Origin of the sequence: Stenotrophomonas sp. AG209, assembly GCF_003550055.1 — a bacterium.
GTDB lineage: Bacteria > Pseudomonadota > Gammaproteobacteria > Xanthomonadales > Xanthomonadaceae > Stenotrophomonas.
In genome coordinates this window covers 365609-388918 of sequence record NZ_QXDB01000001.1, presented here as the reverse complement: position 1 = coordinate 388918, position 23310 = coordinate 365609, and the positions used below count along the sequence as shown (strand labels likewise).

The following is a 23310-nucleotide window of genomic DNA, read 5'->3' as shown; positions in this document are numbered from 1 at the left end:
CACTTATGGTGACCCAACGCCAGCTGCCATCGCTTGCCGCCATCCGCGCCTTCGAGGCGGCGGCGCGGCTGGGCAGTTTCGCCCGTGCCGCCGAGGAGCTCGACACCAGTGCGGCATCGGTGAGTTACCACGTGCGGCGGCTGGAGGCCCAGACCGGTACCTGCCTGTTCCTGCGCCACGCGCAGCATGTGGAGCTGACGGATGCCGGTGCCAGCGTCGCGCAGGAGGCCACCCGGGCCTTCGACGCGCTTCGTGCCAGTTTCATGCGTGCCGCTGACATGGATGCGACGCGATTGCGCCTGTCCGTATTGCCGACGCTGGGTACCAGCTGGTTGACGCCTCGCCTGGGCAGCTTCCGGGCCCGCCATCGGAACCTCGTGCTGGAACTGGACCTGTCGGCAGAGCCGCAGGACCTGGCCGCCGGGCGTTTCGATGCCGCCATCCGCAATGGGCATGGCGAGTGGCCCGGGCTGCAGGCCACGCCCCTGTTTCCCAGTATTTTCACCCCGTTGTGCGCGCCGGCGCTGCTGCCGGCGGCAGACGGGCTCGGTCGCCGGGCGCTGCGGGTTCCACTGCTCGGCAGGCCCGACTGGTGGGCACTGTGGTTTTCCGCACATGGTGCTGTTCCGCCGCCGTCCAAGGAAAGCTTTGTCACCCCCTTTGCGATGGAGCATCTGGACGTCGGCGCTGCCATTGCCGGGCAGGGCATCGCCATCGGTTCGCCAATCCTGTTCCAGGCCGAACTGGACAGTGGGCGCCTGGTGCAGGCACATCCCGGAGTCGCCAGCGACGGGCGTGGTTTCTGGTTCGTGGCACCGACGGCGCGCAGCCGCAGCACCAAGGTCATTGCATTCGGTGACTGGCTGGGCGAGCAGGCCGCGCAGGCCAGGCATGCGGCGCGACATCATCTGGCGCGCACGGTGACGCCATGAACCAGAGCCCCGAACTGCTGCGACGCCTGCTGCGTGCCAAGGACCGGATGGATCGGGCCAGCCATGAGGAATGGCCGGTCACGCGCCTGGCCGAGGTGAGCGCCGTCTCGCCCGCGCATTTCGCGCGCTCGTTCAAGCAGGCATTCGGCCTGCCACCGCACCGTTACCTGCTCAGCCGCCGCATCGAGCGTGCCGTAGCGCTGCTGCGTGACACCGACCTGCCGGTCACCGAGATCGCCGCGCAGACCGGCTGGCGCAGCCTGGGCACCTTCGGGCGCATCTTCCGTGACATCACCGGCGACAGCCCCGGCAATGTGCGTGAGCGCGAGCGGGCCGGCCAGGCGACGCCGGCCGGCGTGCCGGAATGCCACGCACGTGCCGCGCAGCGACCGGACCTGAACATCGCGGTGCTGGAAAAGCGCCGGCGCGCCGCAGTTGCCAGCGAAGGCGCTGCGTGAGCAACCTGCGTGCTGCGGTTGAGGGAGTTCCTGGCGGAGAATCAGGCTGGCAGGGGGCCGGGAATCAACGTTTCCACCTTCGCCGCTGCTGCGTCCTCGGCCAGGCCCTCCAGCCCGGAAACATCAGCATCCAGCAGGCACCTGGCGAACAGGTAGAAGCAGTAGGCATCGGCGAAATTGGAACCGAGCCCAAATGAAATCCTGACTGCGCCGCAATCTCCCTTCTCAAGGATTTTTTCGTCGAACGCCTTGCAGTCGAGGATCTTTCCGGTCTTGTCCAGTTCGCAGTGTTCGGCGCCTGCTGTGGCGTAGGTCGCCTGCTGCACGGCGCCGAGGTTGCAGAAACAGCCGTTGCGCAGAGTTATACCGAAACGGTCTGCGGCGCGCTTGATGCGTGCGTGCGGCATGATCGAGCCGTAGCAATCGAAGAAGTTCAGCATCAGGGTTGCGCCCCTGAGCGTGGGAGGCGGTCCATAGACCCGGCACAGTGGCCGATCACCCTTGATGCGATGGCGAAGGGATGACAATCGTGCATCCATCCACGCTGCGAGGGCGCTTGAGCGTTGGGCCACCGCTTCCACGCCGCCCATCGCGGCGATGAATTCGAAGCCTCTGGCGATCGCCGGGAATGCCGCGTAATTGGGCGTGCCGACTTCGAAACGCTGGCCGGCGTCGCGGTAGAGCAGGCGGTCGGTGGGCGACCATGGCCCAGAGTAGTAGCACACGCCACCACCGGCGAAGGAGGTCGGCTTGAGCATGTCGAGCGCGGCCCGCCGAGCGAGCAGGCAGCCTGCGCCGGTGGGGTAGCCGAAGATCTTGTAGAAGGACGCTACGACGAAATCGGGACGATGGATCGTGCAGTCCAGCCGCGATTGCGGAACCCAGGCCGCCGCATCGCACAGCACCGATGCCCCCTGCTGCTGTGCCCGCGCGATCCATGCCAGATCATGGCGGACGCCGGTCGCATTGGACTGCGCCGGGAATGCCAGCAGATGCGTTGCACCGGGCTGCAGCCGCTGCAACGCACGTTCCATCAGTGCGTCATGCAGACGCAGGTCATCATCCAGGGGAATGTACTTTACCGTTGCACCCTTCGAGGTGGCGTACTCACGCAAGCCGTGCACCGATGTGTGGTTGTCCTTGGTCAGCAACAGCTGCGAACCCTGCTGGAAGGGGAATGACTCGGCCACCAGCCGGATCGCGCTGCTGGCATTGGCGGTAAAGATGATCTCGTACTCCTCCGGGGTGCATCCGAAGAAGGCGTAGATCTCATCGCAAGCCTTCCGGAAGGCAGCATGGGAGGCCTTCGATCCACTGTGCGGATTGCCGAGAATCGTGCGCTTGAGCGCCTGGTAGTCCTGCTCAAGCAGGCTGTCAGGTGGCAGCGTTCCACCCACATGATCCAGGTACGTCACCTGCTGCTCATCCAGCCGCGCGTACTCACGCTGGCGCATTGCCTCGACCAGGTGCTCGGGATACCCGGGATGGTCGGCGAGGAACTGCGCCTTTGCTTCATGGAAGGCTGCCATGCCCAGCGCGCAGGATGGGGCGGGCGAGCCAGCAGGGCACGGCGGCGAGGGCAGCCGCGAGAGGTTGCGGAACTCGAGCAACGGGCGGAAGTCCGCTGGCGGTACGACCGTTGGCAATGCCGCGCCCGTGGCCCCCGCCACGCCGCGTATCAGCCAGGCCTCCACCCGGTAGCGCTGATCGGGCACCTCCTCATGCAGCGCGTCCAGCATCGCATCGAGGTAGTGTTCCCGGCTGGGGGTATCGCACTGATTGAACTCCTCCAGCAGGATGCAGGCGTTGAAAAGGAACTCGCGGGCGCCTGCTTCGCCAAGCGAGAACACGAGCGGATGCAGCGCGGCGCATGCACCTTCGCCGCGGTCCAGCCCCTCGGTCGCGAAGGCGCGCGTGATGGGGGAGGGATCGGTCAGGCTCAGGGCCGCATCCATCAGTCGCGATGGCATGCCGAAGTGCTTCTGTGACTGCTGGCGAGCCAGTTCAAACAACTGGTTGTAGTGGAACGCCGTCGCGTAGACCCGGCCCCCCGGGCGAAGCACGCGCCGGAACTCACGGGCCACCCGCGCTTTGTCGGGAGGGAACATCAGGCCGAAACCACAGGCGATGATGTCGAAACTGTTGTCCGCGAAGGGCAGCTCGGCCATGTCGACGTCTGAAATCAGTGGAACGTCGCGTTGGAGCTCGGCGCTCAAGACGTTCCGGGCCATATGCACCGCGATCGCCGACAGGTCCGTGGCGACCAGGCGGAGGCCCAGCGGCTTGGCCAGGTCCTGGTACAGCTGGGCCGTTATCACCCCTGTTCCACAGGCGACTTCGAGGATGTCGGTGGCACCGGGTGCTGCACGGGTATCCGCAGCGATTTCCCGCGCCAGCAGTTGTCCGTAGGGGCCGAATATCCGTGGGCTCAGCACGCGCTCATAGAATTCCATGAAGGTGCTGAGTGACCAGTTGCGTTCGGATACCACCTTGCATTGGTGCGGCGAGACATCCTGCATGGCGCGCTCCAGGGAGGTGCAGAGGTGCAGCGGGGCGGGTAAGCGCGGCCGTTATCGCACGCTTGTCGAAACGCCTTGAGTGATTGGCATCACATAATGTGCACTTAATAATTCGAGTAAATGCGCGAGGTCACGCATTCCCACATTCATGAATGTGGTTGGCGTCCAATATCGCAGTTTTGGAGAAGCGCCGCCGCGAGGCGGTTGCTAACGTGGATCCCACCTGAGGGAGGTCCCATGACAAACACTGTGAACACGGTCGGCCTGTATGTGCGCGACCAGGATGAAGCACTCGCGTTCTACGTCGGCACGCTCGGCTTCGAAGTGCACACCGACGTGCGCAATGGCAGCTACCGTTGGCTGACGGTACGCAGCCCCGGCCAGGACGGTTTCCAGCTGGGGCTGTTCGTTCCGGGCCCGCCCACCCACGACGCGGCCACCGCGCAGGTGCTGCAGCAGCTGGTGGCCAAAGGCGCAATGCCGCCATTGGTACTGGCCGTGGACGACTGCCAGGCGCGTTACGCGCAATGGCTGGCGCAGGGCGTGGAGTTCACCCAGGAGCCGGTTGAACGCTTCGGTGCCATCGACGCCGGATTCCGTGACCCATCCGGCAATGGCTGGAAGATGATCGAAGCCCGCTCCGAAGCGAGGCGCCGTCAATGAGCCGGGGTGGCTGGGCGCGGCCCGTGCATCGCTGGACCTCGATCGTGTTCACCCTGGCGGTGATCGCCAACTTCGCCGCGCGCGGGATGGGGCAGGGTGAGCCTGCGGCGTGGGTCACCTATTCGCCACTGCCGCCGCTGTTCCTGCAGCTGTTTACCGGTCTGTACCTGTTCGTGTTGCACTACACCGGGAAACGCCGCAGCGCCGCACTGGGCGCTGCAGGTTGAGGTCGCCTCAGGCGGCAGCGTCGGCGGCGTAGGCAGCCAGCAATGCTGGCAGCTGCTCCATGCGCTGGAAGATCACTTTCGCACCCGCAGCGCGCAGGGCCTCCGGCGTGCTGTGGTGCGGGCCACCTTCGCTGAAGCCGAACACGGTCGCACCTGCCGCAACGCCGGCGGTCGCACCGGTCACGGTATCTTCGATCACCGCGCAGCGCTGCGGGTCCACGCCCAGCGCTGCGGCGGCGGCCAGATACACGTCCGGGTGGGGTTTGGTCCGCGGCATGTCCTGGCCGCTGAAGACGTGGTCGCCGAAAGCATCGAGGATGCCGACCTTGCCCAGCTGCAGCTTCACCTTGAACAGGTCGGCACCGGACGCGCAGGCAATCCGCCCGCCGGTGGCCGCGGCAATCGCACGCACGGCCTCGGGTGCCCCCTGGATCGCCTCAAGGTCCTGCTCCAGCGCACGGTTGCGCTGCTGGCGGAATTCCTCCAGCCATTCCTCCGTGAACGGCTTGCCGGTGCGCTCTGCGATCAGCCCGGCCAGATGAGCCACGGATTGGCCGAGGAAGACCTCGCCCGCCTGCGCCGGGGTCAGCGGCCAACCGCGTGCGGTCAGCATTTCCGAGAGCACACGGGCCACCAGCGGCTCGGAATCGACCAGTACGCCGTCGCAGTCGAACAGCACGGCATCAAAGGGGAAACGGGACATCTACAGCTCCGGGAACAGACAAAGGGACGACGTGCCCCCATTTTCCCACAGCGGGACGGGCAGGGCACGCTGGCCACAGGAACGCTAGACTGCCGGGCCACCCCGCCCAGCGCCTGCACGGGAATACGCCTTGAACCGATTGCGATCATTCTTCAGTGCGTACCCCATCCAGTTCGCGATTGCCGCCAAGCTCTACGTGCTCTGCCTGTACCTGCCCGTAGCCCTCCGCCTGATCGCATTCGGGTATCGCCTGGGGCCGCCCGAGGCCTCACGTGAAATCGGCAACGCGGTGGCTGAGCTCGGTTTCCGCCTGAGTCTGTTTGCCGGGGCGGCGGTACTGGTGTCGATGCTGCTGTTCGGCCGCCGCGGCGCGCTGCGGATCCGCCACCCGGTGATCGCTTCGATCGCCTTTTCCGGGTTGCTCGTCGTGCTGGATCGCGCCATACGCATTCCGATGGCGCAGTTGCCGTTTCCGGTCCACAGTGTCGCAGCCATCAGTCTGGTTCCGCTTGCGCATGCACTGGTCCTCACGCTGCTGGCCCTGGTGCCGGCGCTGCTGATGCAGCGGCGCATCCGTGCCGAGGGCGAGCACCATCACCTCATCAGTGCCAGCATCGCCGGCGCGGTGACGCTGGTGGCCGGTAGCTGCCTGCTTCCCATCCTGGCGTTGCACTTGCCTGTGGCAATCTCGCCTGGCGAGTTCATCATGCCGGTTTTCGATGGGCCCGCGCAGTTGCAGATTGCCAGCCTGGTCCTGCTGGTGGGCTGCGCGCTGGCCACGTTTGCCGGCCTATGGGCCGGTGCGCCGTCGCCGGAACCCGCATCGATGGTGCGCACGATGGTGGTGTCGCTGGTCCTGCTTGCCACGTCCCTGCTGATCAGCCTGGCCAGCGTGGCGTACCTGCTGCGAATGCTGTCCGCTGGGGCGCCGACGATAGGTCGCGGGCTTGTCGTTGCCACCGTCGTCGGCGCCGCAGTGCAGTTCCTGCTGGCCAGAGTGCTGGCGTCACGATGGCTGCGCATGCAGGCATCGTGACGTTCTCCCGCCCGTCGCTCAGCTCAGGTCACACCCGGCCGGCTGCGGCCAGGTGGTGGCCGGCAGCATGTTCTTCAGCGAGGCCGGTGCGTTGATCGCCACGTAGCTGGCGCCCAGCAGTTCTTCCAGATCGGCAATGGTCACCAGGTAGTTGTCTAGGCTGCCCAGGTTGGCCTCGTTGGGAATGATCCAGCTGATCGCCTTGGCGGTGCCGGTGTTCGGATCACGGGTGATGATCGTCTTCCAGAAGAATTCCGGCGTGGGAATGCCGTGGCTGGCCAGGAAATAATCGTTGGAGGCATCGCCATAGACCACACCGCCGTAGACGTCCACCGGCGCGATGTCGCGGTAGCACTCGGCCACGTTCTCGGCCTTCACCCAGATGCCCTGGTTGAAGCTGGACACCTGCGGCACGATGTTGGTCATGTAGTTGGCGCGGCGGATGTAGGTCGCGTCGTAGTCCATGTGGTTGGACGTGACCAGATGGCCGCGGTCATAACCGGACTTGATGCTGGCATAGGACGCGGTACTGGTCTGGCCCAGGCAACCGGCCGGCAGGTCCGGGTCCTTGTAGAAGCTGGACGGCCGTGCAGCGGAACCGGTATCGGCGGTGAGCGTGTACTCGTAGCGGGTGGCGCTGTGGATGCTGCAGTCGTAGGTGAGCACGAAGCCGCCCTTGTTGAGGGTGACCACCTGGGCCTGGGCTGCGCCGGCAAAGGCGCTGAGGACGAAGGCAAAGACGAAGCTTGCAAGGCGCATTGCGATTCTCCAGCAAAGGATTCGGGACGCAGCGACCCGCCACGACCAGGCCGGGCCTGTGTCATGTGAAGGCGTTGCGGATACGGGTGATGCGGAGTGCGGTGGGACTGACCGCGATGACAGGGCCATGGAGGCCGTGCGGTGTCGCAAGCGTCACAAGCTGTCGTCTTTTGGTCAATGACGAAAAGACCAAGCTGTGACCGCGCGCAAGCACTGGAGATGTGTCAGACGGAGCAGGGCGTGGCTGACATGCGCACGTGCTAAGCGCCCGACAGGTGTGAAGCGCATACCAGACCACGCATCCTCCGCGGCCCGGTTCTGCAGCGGTTGGCTCTACAAGGAAGCCTCTTGCCCAGCATCAGGCGCCAGGCAGGCGGCCCTGCTTTGCTCGCTCGAGTCCGCAATGACCGCCTCGCTGAAACCGCTGCGGCTCAACCACAGGCGATTCCACCGGTCCAGGGCGTCGCCGTCTCGCGCCCAGCAGGCGAAGCGGGTAATGGTCTCGAGGTTGTCGATGGTCGGGTAGCGCTGCGCGATTTCGTCCAGGCCCTGGCGCATCAGCGGCCAATCGGGCGTCGCCGCGTGGAAGTGATCGGCCGAGTACTCGGTGGCCGACCAATACAGACGTGCGTAGCGCATGGCCCGTTTCTTCTTCGGGGCACTCGCCATCGAGCGCCGTGCGAAGGCTTCCATCTTCTGTGCGCTGCCACCCCAGGCCGGCGTGAAGTGCTGCATGGCAATGAAGTGCAGTGGCTCGTAGTCGGGGAAGGCCTTGGCGGCACGGTCGACGAGCTTCAGTAGTTCTTCGTCATCCGCGCTTTCGCGCAGCGCGATCAGTACGCTCATCTCGTGCCAGAACGGGTCGCCACCGGCAATGCCCTCATGCGATTGCAGGTAGGCCTGCGAAACGGCGTTGTACTCATGGAACTGGGCCCAGTCTTCGGCCTTGACGGTATTGGCGTATCCGTTGCCACGGTAGCTCCAGCCCAGGTTGAGCGGAATCCGTGCGGTCACCAGGTGGGCCGCCGGAGACTTTGGAGCGTGCTGAACCCAGCGCGCCGCCCAAGCCGACCAGTGGTTCCAGGCCTCCACCTCCTGCCGCGTCGTGCCGATTGCACGCGACATGCAGATGTAGAAGCGGCCCAGCCGGGATTCGCCGGCGGCGTCGAGCTCGCCCGTGCGGAAGCGCGCGGCCATCGCGTCAAGGGCCGCAAAGTCGTCGTTGGACATCAACTGCGCGATTTCGCTGCAGTCATCCGTGACGTCGGGGTCCTGGGCCGCCACGGTTGAAGGGGCGAACAGACTGGCCACGCTCAAGAGCGTGCCGACGAAGTGCGTCCTGCGCATCGGGGGGCATCCTTGCTTTGATGGGAGTCTGCGGTAGTCCCGCAGTGCCGCGAAGCATACCAAGGAGCGCTTTGCGTCATGCTGCGTCGCAAGGTGCTACCCACCATTCGCACTGGTACGGTCCAACCCGTTGCACCACCACCGACGGGGAGAGACAACGATGCGCAAGGTTCTGCTGCTGTTGATCCTGCTGACCGGGCTGGCGCCCACCGCCTGGGCAGCCACGGTCAAGACCACCCATCGCACCATCCCAAGCTGGGATGGCACGCCCCTCGGGGCCTTCGTCATCGAACCGCAGGATGCCGGCAGTGGCCGCTATCCGCTGCTGGTGATGCCCAGCAGCTGGGCGGTGCCCAGCGTGGAATACGTGGGGGTGGCACAGTCGCTGGCGCAGCGCGGCTATGTGGTCATCAGCTACAGCTCGCGCGGCTTCTGGGAATCGGGTGGCAGCATCGACATCGCCGGGCCCGCCACGGTCGAGGATGTCAGCGCGCTGATCGACTGGGCGCTGGACAACACCCGCGCCGACCCGGCAAGGATCGGTGTCTCGGGCATCTCCTACGGTGCCGGTACCAGCCTGCTGGCGGCGGCGCGCGACCCACGCATCAAGGCCGTTGCCGCACTGAGCGGCTGGGCCGACCTGCAGGCGTCGCTGTACAGCCATGACACGCCCAGCGCGCAGGGCATCGCCCTGCTGGTGGCAGCGGGCCTGGCCACCGGCCGCCCCGGCGCGGAGCTGGCCACAATCAACCGCAACGTGCTGGTCGGCAATTACCAGGGGGCGGTGGACTCGCTGCTGCCGGTGGCGGCGCAGCGCAGCCCGGCCAGCAGCCTTGACGAGATCAACGTCAACCAGCCGGCGGTGTTCCTTGCCAATGCCTTCAATGACAGCCTGTTCCCGCCGGGCCAGCTGGTCGATTTCTTCAACCGCCTGAAGGGGCCCAAGCAGCTGCAGCTGCGCCATGGCGACCATGCCCTCAACGAGGCCTTCGGTGCGCTTGGCATTCCCAATGAGGTCTATGCCGCCGTGGGCGACTGGTTCGACCACTACCTGAAGGGCGTGGCCAATGGCATCGACCGCCAGGCAGCGGTGCAGCTGAAGTCGCAGAAAGGCAGCTGGAGCCGCTATGCGGACTGGCAGGCCACCAATGCGGGTGCTGTCAGCTACGGGCTGACCGCGCCAACCGGGCTGCTGCTGCCCACCGGCGGGCTGGCGGAGAACGGTGGCGGCACCGGCTGGAATTACCGGATCGGCAGCGGCCTGCTGACCGCCGCCAATTCCGGTGTGGCGATGGCGTCCGGCGCGCTGCAGATGTTCAACCTGCCGCCCGGCGCCTATGTGCCCTTCGTTGGCCGTAGCGCCGCAGGCGTCTGGCAGGGCCCGATCCAGTGGAGCGCCAAACGCCTGGACGGTGCGCCGGAAGTGCGCCTGACGGTCACGCCCAGCCGCGCCAACACCACGCTGTATGCCTACCTGTACGCCGAGGATGTGCTGGGCAATGGCCAGCTGATCAGCCACAAGCCGTACACCCTTCGCGGGGCCACGCCCGGCCAACCGAAAACGATCGATCTTCGCCTGGAAGCGAGCAGCTGGAACCTTCCGGCCGGCAGCCGGCTGACCCTGGTGGTCGATACCGTGGACCTGCGCTATGCGGGCATCAGCCAGCTGGGCGGTGCGGTGACCTTCAGCTCGCCGGCCAACGCGCCTTCAGTGCTGACGGTGCCGCTGCATTAATGTGGCGCCGCGCCCGTTGCGGCGGGCGCGGCACGACAGACCACGCGCAATTCCCAGCAGCTGACCGACTGGCGCTGGAGGCATGGATCCGCGAGGGAAGGGGGCCGATCAAGCCCGATGGAAACCCGCGCCCCCGCGCAGCGGTGACTGAAGATCACTCGCCCTGCGGCAACAACACCCGGATCATCTCGTGCTGCCTGGTCAGATTCGCCCGTTGCACGAAACCCTGGATGATCGAGGCCGCCACCTTGCGCTGGTTGTCCATGTCCAGCAACGGTGCGATGGCCTGCCCGGAACCCTCGGGGCTGTCACGGAACGGGCAACCGACCGGGCCAGCAGTGGTGAACGTCAGGATCGCCTTGGCCACGCGCGCCGACGGCGAACGCGGCGCATCGAAGATCACCAGTGTTCGCTCGTAACTGATACCCGTCGCACGTACGGTCGAGTGCAGGGAATCCTCGATGGTCATGTCCGCGCCGAGGTCCTGGGCAAGCGCAATGAGGCAGTTGGCCGCCGTCGCATTGCGCAACGTCGCAGGGTCGGTGCGGATGATCATCGCGCAGTCGACGCCGGAGATCGGCACCTGGGTGACATCCAGGTACGGGTTCTGTGCCAGCGTCCCGATCAACGCCAGATCGTCGCTGTAGCCACAGGATGCGGCAGATGTACCCAGGCGTTGCAGCAGCGTTGCGACCCGATGCGCACCCCACTGCCGCCCGTGCAGCAGGCGCTGCGTGTGGTTGGCCGACAGGGCACCGTGATCGAATCCCGAGGATGACGCCTGCATGCGCGCCTTGACCTCACGCATGCAGGCATCGACCTGCTGCATGCAGTTCTTGTCATCGGTGAACACCGGCGCCGCCGAGATGCCATCGATCACCCGGCCGAACGTCGCCAGGTCGCCCTGCTGGTCGCGGTACCAGTCGTGAATGCGCTGCACATTGCGGCGACGTTTCTCCAGCTTGTCCGCACCCGGCCAGCCAGGATAGGCGGCGATCTCGCACAGCATGGTCAGGCCTTCCCACAGGTGGTACTCCATGCTGGGCAGGGGCAGCCGCCAGCGCTCTTCCGAGCCGGCATCCTCGGCAATCACCAGATGGTTGCGGATGATGTCCGACCACACTGTCACGGCCTCCACGGTATCGCGGCGCGGCGTGGTCACATCGATCAGTTCCATCAAGATCGGCCGCGGCGTCACCGGGTCGTCGCCAGCAGGCGCCTTCGGATCCTTCACCCATCGCGCGTGCCAGGTGTAGCCCATGCGATACAGCACGAAGGGCTTGATGCCGTCGTTGAGGATGATGCCTGGCGGCGGCGGAGGGGTAGGCGGCGGCTGCACGGGCTGCGGCACCGGCGGCTGCGGAGGGGGCAGCACGGACGGGCTTGTCACCGGCGTGGCGGTGCCGATGCCCTTCAGCGGCTCGCTGGTGAACAGATGCAGGCCCGCGCGGTCACGCTCGTACACCTTCCGGAACGTCTGCGGAGTGTCACAGGTCACCAGGCACTGCTCGCCGGGCGGCACATGGATGTCCACCGATGCAAGGTCCACCACCTGGCCGGCCAACGGATTCTGGTTGGGCGGGAAGACGCTGATCTCCAGCGCGATGTTGAGGCCGGCACCCTGCATCACGTCGATCACGATGTCTTCAACACCGCCGTGCAGGGCATCCTGTGCCGGGATCGGGATCCAGGGGTTGATCACCACCTGCGTATCCCAGTCGGACCTGCCGAAATCGAACAGCGTCGGTGGCGGGTCGGCCGGGCGTTCAAGCAGTGCGTCCAGCGCGTTGCCGCCCTTGACGTAGAAGAACATCAACGGCTCACCGGGCTTCAGGCTGTAGTCGCGCCGTACCTTGCTGGACAGGCTGCGCAGCTGGTCCTTGATGTCCGACAGTGCCTTGACCACGACCGTGCGAACGTCGGGATACGCCTGCGCGTTGTTGATCTGCGCGGTGAGCTGCTTGCTGATGTAGCGCCGGGCCTCGCGCTCGGGCGTGCTCTCTTTCATGGTGGGGCCTCACTGGGGTTGCAGGGGCGGGCAGGTGCGCGCTGGACGCTCAAGCGGGTGACAGCAGGGCGGCGATCTCCCGGTACCAGCCGATCTCCTGGCTACCGGGCCTGGCGCCGGCCAGGGCCTCGTCAACCGCCAGTGTTCCTTCGCCTGGAACCTCCACCCTTGCCCCCAGGACATTACGCAGATCGGCCACCGGCACCCGTGCGACGCCCGCCACCTCCCAGTCGGTCACCAGGCAGGACTGGGGGCGCGCAGGGCTGCTGGCACTGGCCTGGACATGGTTCTCGGCCTCCTGCGCCATCCGCAGGAGCTCCTCGGCCGTTGTGCGGAAGCGAACCAGGGAGAAGCTGCCTCCCCCATCTGGAAACAGCCGGGCACGCAGATCGCATGCGGCGCGTCCCTGTCCAAGCCAGATGCCAAGCTCCTCCTCGAACTCGCGGCGCGCGGCGCGCTCCTTGCGTTCGTTGTTCAATCGGCCGCCGCCGGGCAGGGCCCATTGTCCCGCCTGGTTCACCAGCGCCGGGGGCAGGCCATCCGACCACGCACCGACTTCCGCCACCAGACGTTGTGCGAGTACCAACGCAGCGGCCCAGTTCGGGGTTCCCCGGGTCGGCGGCGGCAATGCGATGGCGAGCTCCCGCAAGGTTGCACGCGCAGGGCTGAGCGGGGGAGGAGTTCTTGCGTCCTCGCGGAACAGGCTCTGCAGAGCGGCCAGCGTCTCCATGGCGACGTCATCGGTTTGCGGATGCGTGCGCTCGGCGCTTTCAAGCGCTCGGTCCAGTGCGTCCATGGTGCGGGGCAGCGTGCGTTCGCCGCGGTAGGCGACTGACCCCGCAGCGCGCCAGGCGCCGGAAAGCAGCTTTCTCAGCAGATCCCAGTCCTGCTCTGTGCCACCGCCGGGCGCGTTGCGGATGGCCAGCACAGCGGCCATCGCTTCGGCAGAAAGTACGACAACGGAATTGCTGCCCCACCAGCTGTTGAGCACACCTTTGCGGACGACCAGATAGTGAGCTCCATCCCAGACTGCGACGTAGACCTGGTTCATGGTGCACACCTCCGTTCAACCTGCGTGGAGGGGGCTGGGTGCATTGCCGCTGTGCCAGCGGTAGTCCGGGAAAGGCATGCCATGTCTCGCTCCTGCGGGCTCGAAAGAGTGGGGGGCTTGGCGGCGTTGCCATCGGAGTGCAGGCAGTGCGGCGCCGTGGGTCCACTGTAGGAGCGAGGGGCGAGGGAGGATCGGCGCCAGCCACGATGTATGCGGTGGAACCGACGGAACAGGAGGGCAGGGGCGTTGATTTCCCCGCATTGGCGTCAAGGCAGTGGCCGCCCAGGCGTCAACGATTCCCGGCGCTTGCCTCCGGGTCATGCAGTCCACGCAGCTTCTTCTTGTTGATCTTGCCGACGCTGGTGCGCTCGATAGCATCGACGAAGCGGACGCGCTCCGGAATCGCATAGCGTGAGATATCTCCAGAGCGGCTGCGCGCCGCCACCAACGCGATGATCTCGGCCTCGGTCACGTCACTACCGGGCCGCCTGACCACCAGAGGCAGCGGCCGCTCGCCCCATTTTGCATCGGCGATGCCGATCACCGCGACTTCGTTCACCGCAGGATGCAGGGCGATGATGTCTTCCAGCGCCAGCGAGGAGATCCATTCGCCACCGGTCTTGATCACGTCCTTGATGCGGTCGGTCACCCGCAGATAGCCGTCTGCATCGATGTTGCCGATGTCCCCGGTGTGCAGGTAGTCGCCCGCCCACAGCGTCGCCGAAGCGTCCGGATCGTGCAGGTAGCCCTGGGTGAGCCAGGGCGCGCGCACTACCACCTCGCCGGTGGCGACCCCGTCGTGGGCGACATCCCTCATCTCCGGGTCGACAATGCGCAGGTCCACCAGCGGCACCGGAATGCCGGCCTTGGTCCGCAGTGACAGCGCCTCATCCGGCCCGGCCAATGCATCGGCATCAATCTGTGCAAGGGTGAGCAGCGGGCAGGTTTCAGACATGCCGTAGCCACCGAAGATATCGATGCCACGTGCGAGTGCCCACTGCGCTAGTGCTCGCGGCAGCGCCGCGCCGCCGATGATTACTTTCCAGTTGCGCAGGTCGGTCTGTGCCGCGTCGGGGTGTTCGAGCAGCATGTGCAGGATGGTCGGCACGCAGTGCGAGAAGGTCACCTTCTCGCGGGCGATCAGCGCCAGCAGGGTTGCTGGCAGGTAGCGGCCGGGATAGACCTGCTTGATGCCGAGCAGCGTGGCCACGTAGGGTACGCCCCAGGCGTGTACATGGAACATCGGCGTGATCGGCATGTAGACATCGCCGCGGTGCAGCCGCCCCTGGCTCGGGGCGCTGCCCAGCGCGGCCATCGCCGCCAGGGAGTGCAGCACCAGCTGCCGGTGGCTGAAGTACACGCCTTTGGGCAGGCCGGTGGTGCCGGTCGTATAGAACACCGTGGCACGGGTGTTCTCATCGAAGTCCGGGAAGTCGTCGATCGGCGTTGCCGTGCGCAGTCCGGCTTCATATTCCGTCACGAAGCCCGGTGGCAGTGGCCCTTCCGAGTCGTCCAGCAGCACCCGCGTATGCAGGTCGGGCAGCTGATCTTCCAGACCCTCCAGCAACGGCAGGAACTCGCGGTTGGCCAGGATCACCCGCGCGCCGCTGTGGTTCAGGGTGTAGGCAATCTGCTCCGGCGCCAGGCGGATGTTCACCATCATCAATACCGCACCGATCATCGGCACGGCGAAGTAGGCCTCCAGGTAGCGATTGCTGTCCCAATCCATCACCGCCACGGTATCGCCCTGGCGGACGCCCAGCGATGCCAGCAGTCCCGCCAGCTGGCCGATGCGCGCCTGCAGCGTGCGGTAGTCGAAGCGGACCTTGTCGCCGTACACGATCTCCTGCCCGGGACGTGTCGCCAGCGGCGTGAGCAACAGCTGCTTGATCAGCAGCGGGCAGGTATCGGCAGCGGGAGGGAATGGCATGCGGGTTCCTCATGGGGGGCGTATTGGTCGCCGGTCGTCCCCACCCACACTAGCCATCCATGCGTACCGCGCCAGCGTACCTAGGTCCCCTGTCCACGCCCGCGTGATTTGCTAATCTCGCCTTGACATGCCAAGCCTGCTTATCGCCGATGACCACCCCTTGTTCCGCGCCGCGCTGCATCGCGCGGCCGAAGAGGCCGTCGCCGACCTTCAGATCAGCGAAGCCGATTCGCTGGACAGCGTGCTGGAAACACTCGAACGCCAGCCGGTCGACCTGATGCTGCTGGACCTGCACATGCCCGGCAATCACGGGCTTGCCGGATTGGCGACCCTGCGTGCATTGCAGCCCGGCCTGGCGATCATCATCGTCTCGGCCAATGAAGAGCCGCAGGTGATCCGCCGTGCCCTCGATCTGGGTGCCGCCGGCTATCTGCCCAAGAGTTCGGGATTGAGCGAGCTGCAGTCCGCGCTGCATTCCGTGCTGGAAGGCGAACGTTGGATTCCGGCATTGCTGCGCGAGCCGGTGGCGAGGGTAGTTCCTTTCAGCAGGGATGCGGATCTCGCCGCGCGGCTGGCCAGCCTGTCCGCGCACCAGTACAAGGTGCTGAGCCTGGTGGCCGAAGGCCTGCTCAACAAGCAGATCGCCGACCGCCTGGGCGTGCAGCTGCGCACGGTCAAGGCGCACATGACGCGCATCATGGAACGGCTGGGGGTGCGCAATCGTGCGCAGGCCATCCGCGTACTGCACGAGATGGGGTTGGCCGATCCATCGCGGCAGCTTGAAGGGTCCCAGGACGCCTGAATCTTCAGGTCGCGGCCGCACCCTTCGTCGCCAACAGATGGTTGATCGCCCAGCGTAATGCCAACGGCTTGAAGGGCTTGCTCAACAACGAAAGCCCGGCTTCGCGTACCGCTTCGCGGGTATCGCAGCCGGTATCGGCACTGAGGATCACGGTCGGCCGCTGCCCGTGCACGGCCACCAGCCGCTTCCAGACCGCCACGCCCGTATCCCCCCCATCGAGGTGATAGTCGAACAGCCAGAGTGCCGCCTCAGCCGCTGACGGCCCGATCGATGCAGCATCGCCCACTGCGGTGACATCGCAGCCCCAGGACGTCAGCAGTTGCCGCATCGCCGCCAGCGCGTCCCGATCGTTGTCGACCACCAGCACGCGGACGCCCTTCAGCGTGCTGCTCCCCGCCACCGCCGGCAGGGCGCACGGTGCGGCTGGCGGAGCAGCCCGTAGCACCTGGATGGAGAATGCCGAGCCGCGGCCAGGGATACTCTGCAGGTGCAGCGGCGCATCCAGCAGTCCGGCGATGCGGTGCGCGATGGCCAGGCCCAGGCCAAGCCCTTGGCCATTGCTGCGATCACCGCGATGGAATTCCTCGAACACGATCGCCTGCTGCTCCGGCACGATGCCGGGGCCGCTGTCATGCACGCCAATCAGCAGTGCGTTGCCCTGCCGCCGCACGCCCAGTAGTACGCCGCCACGATGGGTGTAGCGGATGGCATTGGCCAGGAAGTTCTGCAGCACCCGGCGCAGCAGCAGCGGGTCGCTGTGCACCCAGGCACGGGTCGGTACATAACCGAACTGCAGGCCACGTGCGGCCGCCAGCACGGCGAACTCCTGCGCAAGCGGGTCCAGCACGGTGGACAGCGCGAACGGGCGTGGGTCGACCACCCAGCCACCTGCGTCCAGCCGCGAAATATCGAGCAGGCCCGACAGTAGGTCATCGGTGGAATCCAGCGCGCCGCGGATCTGGCGCAGGAAGCTGCCCAGGAACTCGGACTCGATGTGCTGGGACATCGCATCGGCCAGCAACTGGGCCGCATGCAGTGGCTGGATCAGGTCGTGGCCGACCGCGGTGAGGAACCGCGTCTTGGCCACGTTGGCCCGCTCGGCCTCGTGTACCGCCTGTTCCAGCCGGGCGGTGCGGTCCTGCACGCGAAGCTCCAGCGTCTCATTGCTGCGCTTGAGTGCATCTTCCGCCCGGCGGAACGCGGTGACGTCGGTGAAGGTGGCCACATAGCCGCCGCCTGGCATCGGATTGCCGCGGATTTCCACGATGGTGTCGTCCGGGAAGATGCGCTCGGACAGATGCGGCGTGCCGCGCCGCATGTGGGCGACGCGACGCTGCAATGCCTTTTCAGGCGAGTCGCCAACGGCAACGCCGATGCCCAGTTGCGCCAGCGCCCACGCAGTCAGGTGGACCACCGGCTGGCCCACCTGCAGCAGCTCCGGCGGGAACTTGAACAAGACGGCATAGCGGCTGTTCCAGGCCACCAGCTGCAACTGCGCATCCACCACGCTGATGCCCTGGCTCATGTTCTCCAGTGCGGCTTCCAGCAGGCGCTGGTTGAAGCGCAGCACCTGGGTGGCTTCACCCACGGCACGGGTAACCGCGTCCAATGGCGCCGCGCCACCCTCCCGCGCGGCCTCCACCAGCAGCCGGGCCATGCCTGCGCCGACCACGGCCGTCAGCTCGCGTTCCACCGCGATGACCCGGTCGTCATCCAGCATCTTTCCTGCATGCCCGTCGAGCAGCTGCCGGGCCCGTTCCTGGCCGAGGAAGCGGCCAGCAGTCTTGCGCAGCGATGCCGTGGCCACCGCATCGCGCTGGCGTGGCAGCGACGGGCGGACCGCGCGTGACACCAGCACCACGGCAATCAGGTTTGCCGCCAGGCTCGCGCCCATGCTGATGGCGATATGCCCCGGTTGCAGGCGCATCGACAGCAGCGACAGCCAGTGCAGCCCGTCGGGACGGGTCGACGGCGTTGCAGCGGGCACGATCATGGGCAACAGCACCAGCCACAGCCAGACCAGCGAGCCCACCACGATGCCGGCGATGATCGCTGGTGAGGACGTGCGCGGCCGGTACACCGCCAGCAGCACGGCCGGTGCCAGCTGCGAGAGCGCGGTGAAGGACATCAGGCCGAAGTCGCTGAGCGCCTCGGTATCACTCATCGCCCTGCTGTACAGCCATGCCATCAGGAACACGGCGAGGATGCCGGCGCGGCGCAGGGCCAACACGCGCGGGCGCAGGTCGCCGGCAGCAGGACCGCCATCGATGCCGCCCAGCAGCCGCGAGCCCACGCCGTGATTGCCGAGCATGATCGACAGTGTCAGCCCGGACAGGATCATCATGCCGGTGGCCGCGCTCAGGCTGCCCAGGTACGCCACCAGCGCCAACAGGTGGTGTCCACCAGCCTGCGGCAGGGCCAGCACATATAGATCCGGCGACACCGACGCTGGCAGCTGCGCGGCACCGTACAGTGCCATCGGCACCGACGGCAGCCCGATCAGCAGCAGATACACCGGGAACAGCCAGCGTGCCGTCTTCAGGTCCGAGGACTCGCGCAGCTCGACCACGCCCACGTGGAACTGGTGGGGCAGGGTGAAGGCGGAAATCGCGCCCAGCGCCACCATCGTCAGGTAATCCGGAATGACTGCGGGCGGCGGCAGGTGGGCCATCTTTTCCAGCAGGGGCGTGCCGGCGCGGTGCACCGACAGCCCGGCATACAGGCCGATCGCCAGCAGTGCCACCAGCTTCAGTACCGATTCCAGGCCCAGCGCCACCACGATGCCGCGGTTGTGTTCGGTGGCCGATGCCTTGCGTGCGCCGAACAGCAGGGTAAACGCCGCCATCGTCAGCGCGAACCAGAACGACATGTCCAGCTGCCAGCCGGCAGGTGCGAAACGATCGCCCAGCAGGACCCCCAGGCCCTGGCTGACCGCTTTGAGCTGCAGCGCGATGTAGGGAATGATGCCGAACAGCGCGACCAGGGTGATGGTGATGCCCAGGCCCTGGTCCGCGCGCAGCCGTGCGACCACCAGGTCGGCGATGGTGGCGCTGTTGTGCTGCTTGGCCAACCGCCCCAGTCGCGCCAGGAACGGCAACCCGAAAGCAAAGATCAGCGCCATGCCGACCAGGGTCGGCGGAATCGGGAAGCCCCATTGCACGCCCTGCGAGGCCGCCCCGTAATACGTCCAAGCCGTGCAATGCACGGCCAGTGACAGCGCATAGATGACCGGCCAGATCCGTGCCAGGCGATGCCCCCGGCGCTCGCCCCACAAGGCCACGCCGAACAGCAGAACGGTCCACGCGATACAGGCGAACAGGACGATGGAGGGCGTCAACATCGCTCCAGTGTAGAGAGAGGCGGGGTGGGGCAGCGCTAGGTGGCGACCACGATCAGTGACAGCTGCTCAGCGACCACTGCAACCTCGCCATCGGCAATCCGTTCCACGGTCCTGCGCTGGGTCAGCAGCCACTGACCCGGTTGGCGCGGCTGCAGGGAGACCAGCTGCGAACGCACCCGTATGTCCGAGCCGCTGGGTACCGGCGCCAGGAAGCGCACCTTGTTCAGGCCGTAATTGAGCACATGCGCGATGCCGGGAAACCCGGCCAAAGCGGCCACATCCTCTTCCACCGTCAATGACAGCAGCAGGAAGCCGTGGGCGATGGTGCGCCCACCCGGCAGCTGCGCCTGTGCACGCACCGGGTCGATGTGGATCCAGTTGTGGTCACCGGTGGCGTCGGCGAAGGCATCGATCCGCGCCTGCGAAACGTGGGTGATGCTGCCCAGCCGCTCGCCGGCCGCCCATTGCTGGAGAGGGCGCAGGGCGGCCGGCAATGCCTCGGTGGATGCGGCGGTGCTCACCGCACGTCGTCCAGCAGGGCCAGGATGGCATCGCGTGCCTCCGGCTCGTTCAACATCGGCGCATGGCCCACGTCCGGCACTTCAACCAGGCGTGCGCGGGGCGATGTCGCGGCCATCTGCCGGGCAACATCGGCTGGCAGGATGTCGGACAGGGCGCCACGCACCACCAGCACCGGCACGCGTGCGGTCAACCCGCGAACCGCACGCCACAGCACGGGGCGCAGCAGCCACAGCACCCACGGTCGGGTGGTGCGGATCACCGCCGGGTCGTAGTCCAGTTCCAGCATGCCGTCTTCGCGCTGGCGGAACGTGCGCAGGGCCATGGCCCGCCAGTCCTCCACGGTGTAGCGCGGGAATGCCGCCTTGCCGATGGTGCCCATGTAGGCCGCGGCCTGCTGCAGATCCATCGGCGGCACGGGCTTGCCGGCGTACTTGCCGATCCGTGCCAGCGCCTCGCGCGGCACCTTGGGGCCGGCATCGTTCAGTACCGCCGCTGCAATGGTCTGCGGGGCACGCGAGGCCAGGGTGATGGTGACAAGCACACCCAGCGACGTGCCGACGAATACCGCCGAGTCGATGTGCTGCGAGCGCAGCAGCGCCACCATGTCATCGGCATAGGTGCGCGGGTTGTAGCTGGAAGGATCCTGCGCGCGTTCCGAACCGGCACGGCCGCGCAGGTCGACGGCGATCACGCGCCAGCCCACGCCGGCAAGCACGTCGGCCAGCGCGTCGAAATCAGCGCCATTGCGGGTCAGGCCGGGAATGCACACCACGGTCCCGCGCGACGCCTGTCCTGCCCTTGGTGCATGGTCGCGCGCATGCAGGCGCAGGCCATCAGTGCTGTTCCAGTACAGATCTTGGTAAGACTGCGTCATGCAGGGGCTTCCTGGAAATCGTAACGGGCACGCTAGAAATCGTAACGGACGCTGAGGCTATATTGGCGCGGCGGTCCATAGAAGCCAATCAGCGTGCCGACTGCCGGAATGTTGTAACCGGTGGTGCGGTATTCCTTGTCGGCCAGGTTGGTGCCCTGCAACGAGAGCGTCCAGGCATCATCCAGCCGCCAGATCACACCAGCATTCACCAGTCCGTAACCGCCCTGGCGGATCACCGGACTCAGGTCGGTGGTCGGCCACACCTCGCTCTGGTAGCTGTAGCTCACCCGCGCCGACAGGTTGCTGCCGTTGGCCAGGTCGGTGCGGTATTCCACGTTCAGCGCCCCCGAGAATTCCGGCGCATTGGTGAACTTCATCTGCCGGGCCACGTTGATGCCGCGGTCCATGTACTCGTCGTACTTCGTGTCCAGCCAGGCCAGGTTGCCGGAAATCAACCAGTGCTGGCTGGGCAGGTACTGGTATTCGACTTCCACGCCCTTGATGGTGCCGGCGCCGGCATTGGTGAAATCACCGAAGAACGAGTCATCGATGCCGTCGCCATTGGTATCCAGGCCGGTGAACACCGACAGCTGGATGTCCTTGTACTTGTTGTAGAAGGCCGACAGGTTCAGGAACAGCCGCTGGTCGAGGAAGGCCATCTTGCTGCCGACCTCGTAGCTGTCCACGGTCTCGTCATCGAACGGCTCGGCCGAGCGGGGCACCGCCACCGCGTTGGCGCGGATGTTGTAGCCGCCGGACTTGAAGCCACGCGTGGCCAGCCCGTAGACCATGATGTCCGGGGTGATCTGGTAGTCCAACGAGACCTTGGGCGAGACGTTCTTGAAATTGGTCTTCTTGTCGAAGTCCGCGGTCACCGCCACCGGCCGGCTGAAACCCGGGTCGGCGTAGAGGCGGTTCAGCACGATCGCGCGCTTGTCTTCATCGGTGTAGCGGGCGCCCACGTCCAGCTTCAGCCTGCTGGTCAGGTCGAAGGTCCAGTCCGCATACAGCGCGATGCTGTCGGTCAGCACCTTGCCCTGGTTGTCGGCGAACTGCGCGCTGAAGTAGTTGTTCTGGATCTGCCCACCGGCCTCGCCACTGAACTGGTACAGGCCCACCACGCCGCGCACCCGGCCGCCGGCATCGTAGTTCAGCTGCACCTCGTTGCTGACCTGGTTGTCGTTGTAGGTGCCGCTCACGTCGGCCAGCTTGACCGGCGTGGTGTCGAAATCGATGTTGGCTTCACTGTCCGATTCGCGCTTGGCCACCACGTACTTCACTGCGATGTCGTCGTTCGGCCGCCAGTTCACCGTGGCCGACGCGCCCTTGGTTTCCACGTTGTTGAGGTTGCGCATGCCCGAGCGGATGTCATATCGGCTGTCCATCGGCGGGTAGGCGCGCAGGAACGGGTTGGGCGCCAGCATCTTCGAGCCGCGCATGCCCGACTGGTCATCGATCCAGTCCAGAGCGAACTGCACATCGAAGTCATCGCCCGCATACGCCCCCAGGCTCAGGCGCGCCGCGTTGATCTGCTTGTCGCTGACCGGCTGGCCATTGAAGGTGTTCTCGCCGAAGCCGTCGTGGTTCATGCTGGCCACCGCCACGCGTGCTCGCAGGCCACTGTCGGCGCCGCCGATCGGGCCACCGATCGCCGCCTTCGCGTCCAACTGGCTGTAGTTGCCCACGGTGATCTGGGCGAAGCCCTCGGTCTGGGTGGGCAGGCCGCGCGAGATGTACTTGATCGCACCACCAATGGTGTTCTTGCCGTACAGCGTGCCCTGCGGGCCGCGCAGCACCTCGATGCGCGAAACATCAAACACATCCAGCAGCGCGCCCTGCGGGCGGGCGATATAGACGTCATCCAGGTAGATGCCCACGCCCGGATCGGCACCCCAGGTCGGGTCGGACTGGCCGACGCCGCGGATGTAGGCGGTGACCGTGCTGCTGGCGCCGCGCGCCGCATAGATGGTCAGGTTGGGCACCTGCCCATCCAGGTCGCTGATGTCCTGGACATTCATCCGGTCCAGCGCCTCGGAGGTGAACGCGGTGACCGCCACCGGCACTTCCTGCAGGGTTTCTTCGCGCTTGCGCGCGGTGACCTTGATGCTGTCCAGGTTGGTGGGTGATGCATTCCTGCCCACGGTCGCCGCCCCCTGCGGCGCGTCCTGTGCCAGTACCGGGCCAGACGCCAGCAGCGCGCCGATCATCAGGCTCAGACAATTCCGTTTCATTCGATCCTCCCCAGGGCATATCCATTGCAGATGGCCCGATGCCACCTCTGCAGCCAAGGCTAGCGGTGTCATCGGGCAGCGGCGAGTGGACCTAGGTCCAGTCGGCAGCCGCCACCGGATGCGGATACTGGGCTCGCCCCCAGCCGGACGCGTTCCCCGGTACTCCTTCATCC

General features: G+C 66.3%; 18 protein-coding genes. 7 read left to right on the top strand and 11 right to left on the bottom strand.

The genetic code is table 11. The features are described from left to right. The first annotated feature begins 5 nt into the window (after positions 1-5). Both DFO63_RS01775 and DFO63_RS01770 read left to right on the top strand, forming a co-directional pair. The gene (locus tag DFO63_RS01775; protein WP_049445083.1) at positions 6-932 is read left to right on the top strand and encodes a LysR substrate-binding domain-containing protein; all 927 of its coding nucleotides are present in this window, start codon (positions 6-8) and stop codon (positions 930-932) included. Then, positions 929-1390, top strand: a complete 462-nt coding sequence (locus DFO63_RS01770) for a helix-turn-helix transcriptional regulator (RefSeq protein ID WP_119006298.1) — start codon at positions 929-931, stop codon at positions 1388-1390. Before DFO63_RS01775 ends, DFO63_RS01770 begins: the two co-directional genes overlap by 4 nt. Before the next feature lie 41 nt (positions 1391-1431). On the opposite strand, the gene DFO63_RS01765 is transcribed toward DFO63_RS01770, so the two are convergent. After that, positions 1432-3909, bottom strand: a complete 2478-nt coding sequence (locus DFO63_RS01765; RefSeq protein ID WP_119006297.1) for an aminotransferase class V-fold PLP-dependent enzyme — start codon at positions 3907-3909, stop codon at positions 1432-1434. A gap of 237 nt (positions 3910-4146) precedes the next feature. Between DFO63_RS01765 and DFO63_RS01760 the strand changes: the two genes are divergently transcribed. After that, on the top strand, positions 4147-4572 hold the full coding sequence (locus DFO63_RS01760; protein ID WP_119006296.1) for a VOC family protein: 426 nt from the start codon (positions 4147-4149) through the stop codon (positions 4570-4572). Further along, positions 4569-4799, top strand: a complete 231-nt coding sequence (locus tag DFO63_RS01755; protein ID WP_119006295.1) for a hypothetical protein — start codon at positions 4569-4571, stop codon at positions 4797-4799. Before DFO63_RS01760 ends, DFO63_RS01755 begins: the two co-directional genes overlap by 4 nt. 7 nt (positions 4800-4806) lie before the next feature. Here the strand turns inward: DFO63_RS01755 and DFO63_RS01750 are convergent, their stop codons facing one another. Beyond that, entirely contained in the window at positions 4807-5502 is a 696-nt protein-coding gene (locus DFO63_RS01750; RefSeq protein ID WP_119006294.1) for an HAD family phosphatase, read from the bottom strand. Between the two features lie 130 nt (positions 5503-5632). On the opposite strand from DFO63_RS01750, the gene DFO63_RS01745 reads away from it, so the two are divergent. After that, positions 5633-6538 carry a hypothetical protein gene (locus DFO63_RS01745; RefSeq protein ID WP_119006293.1) on the top strand — a complete coding sequence of 302 codons (906 nt, stop codon included), beginning with the start codon at positions 5633-5635 and terminating at the stop codon, positions 6536-6538. Positions 6539-6556: 18 nt separating this feature from the next. On the opposite strand, the gene DFO63_RS01740 is transcribed toward DFO63_RS01745, so the two are convergent. Both DFO63_RS01740 and DFO63_RS01735 read right to left on the bottom strand, forming a co-directional pair. Then, on the bottom strand, positions 6557-7297 hold the full coding sequence (locus tag DFO63_RS01740) for a DNA/RNA non-specific endonuclease (protein ID WP_075678270.1): 741 nt from the start codon (positions 7295-7297) through the stop codon (positions 6557-6559). Positions 7298-7630: 333 nt separating this feature from the next. Further along, positions 7631-8644 carry a DUF4034 domain-containing protein gene (locus tag DFO63_RS01735; RefSeq protein ID WP_119006292.1) on the bottom strand — a complete coding sequence of 338 codons (1014 nt, stop codon included), beginning with the start codon at positions 8642-8644 and terminating at the stop codon, positions 7631-7633. A 160-nt stretch (positions 8645-8804) separates the two neighbouring features. Between DFO63_RS01735 and DFO63_RS01730 the strand changes: the two genes are divergently transcribed. After that, positions 8805-10379, top strand: coding sequence for an alpha/beta fold hydrolase (locus DFO63_RS01730; protein WP_119006291.1), 1575 nt, complete (start codon positions 8805-8807; stop codon positions 10377-10379). Positions 10380-10533: 154 nt separating this feature from the next. Here the strand turns inward: DFO63_RS01730 and DFO63_RS01725 are convergent, their stop codons facing one another. The 3 genes from DFO63_RS01725 to DFO63_RS01715 all read right to left on the bottom strand — a co-directional run bounded on the left by DFO63_RS01725 (position 10534) and on the right by DFO63_RS01715 (position 15368). Further along, a complete protein-coding gene (locus tag DFO63_RS01725) occupies positions 10534-12387 on the bottom strand; it encodes a hypothetical protein (protein ID WP_119006290.1) in 1854 nt (617 codons plus the stop codon). A 49-nt stretch (positions 12388-12436) separates the two neighbouring features. Next, positions 12437-13438: an NUDIX hydrolase gene (locus DFO63_RS01720; protein ID WP_119006289.1), complete on the bottom strand. Its 1002-nt coding sequence runs from the start codon at positions 13436-13438 to the stop codon at positions 12437-12439. Positions 13439-13727: 289 nt separating this feature from the next. Beyond that, on the bottom strand, positions 13728-15368 hold the full coding sequence (locus tag DFO63_RS01715) for a fatty acid--CoA ligase (RefSeq protein ID WP_119006288.1): 1641 nt from the start codon (positions 15366-15368) through the stop codon (positions 13728-13730). Between the two features lie 127 nt (positions 15369-15495). Here DFO63_RS01715 and DFO63_RS01710 point away from each other — a divergent pair, with 127 nt between their 5' ends. Further along, complete coding sequence (locus tag DFO63_RS01710) at positions 15496-16170, top strand: response regulator transcription factor (RefSeq protein WP_049445118.1); 675 nt, start codon at positions 15496-15498, stop codon at positions 16168-16170. 4 nt (positions 16171-16174) lie between these two features. On the opposite strand, the gene DFO63_RS01705 is transcribed toward DFO63_RS01710, so the two are convergent. Genes DFO63_RS01705 through DFO63_RS01690 form a run of 4 tightly spaced genes read right to left on the bottom strand, consistent with a single transcriptional unit; the run spans position 16175 to position 23137 of the window. Next, a complete protein-coding gene (locus DFO63_RS01705; RefSeq protein ID WP_119006287.1) occupies positions 16175-19510 on the bottom strand; it encodes a PAS domain-containing hybrid sensor histidine kinase/response regulator in 3336 nt (1111 codons plus the stop codon). 35 nt (positions 19511-19545) lie between these two features. Then, the gene (locus DFO63_RS01700; RefSeq protein WP_119006286.1) at positions 19546-20031 is read right to left on the bottom strand and encodes a MaoC family dehydratase; all 486 of its coding nucleotides are present in this window, start codon (positions 20029-20031) and stop codon (positions 19546-19548) included. Then, a complete protein-coding gene (locus DFO63_RS01695; protein WP_049445126.1) occupies positions 20028-20906 on the bottom strand; it encodes an alpha/beta hydrolase in 879 nt (292 codons plus the stop codon). The genes DFO63_RS01700 and DFO63_RS01695 overlap by 4 nt, the downstream gene beginning before the upstream one ends. Positions 20907-20938: 32 nt before the next feature. After that, positions 20939-23137: a TonB-dependent receptor gene (locus DFO63_RS01690; protein WP_259337370.1), complete on the bottom strand. Its 2199-nt coding sequence runs from the start codon at positions 23135-23137 to the stop codon at positions 20939-20941. Between the last annotated feature and the right edge of the window lie 173 nt (positions 23138-23310).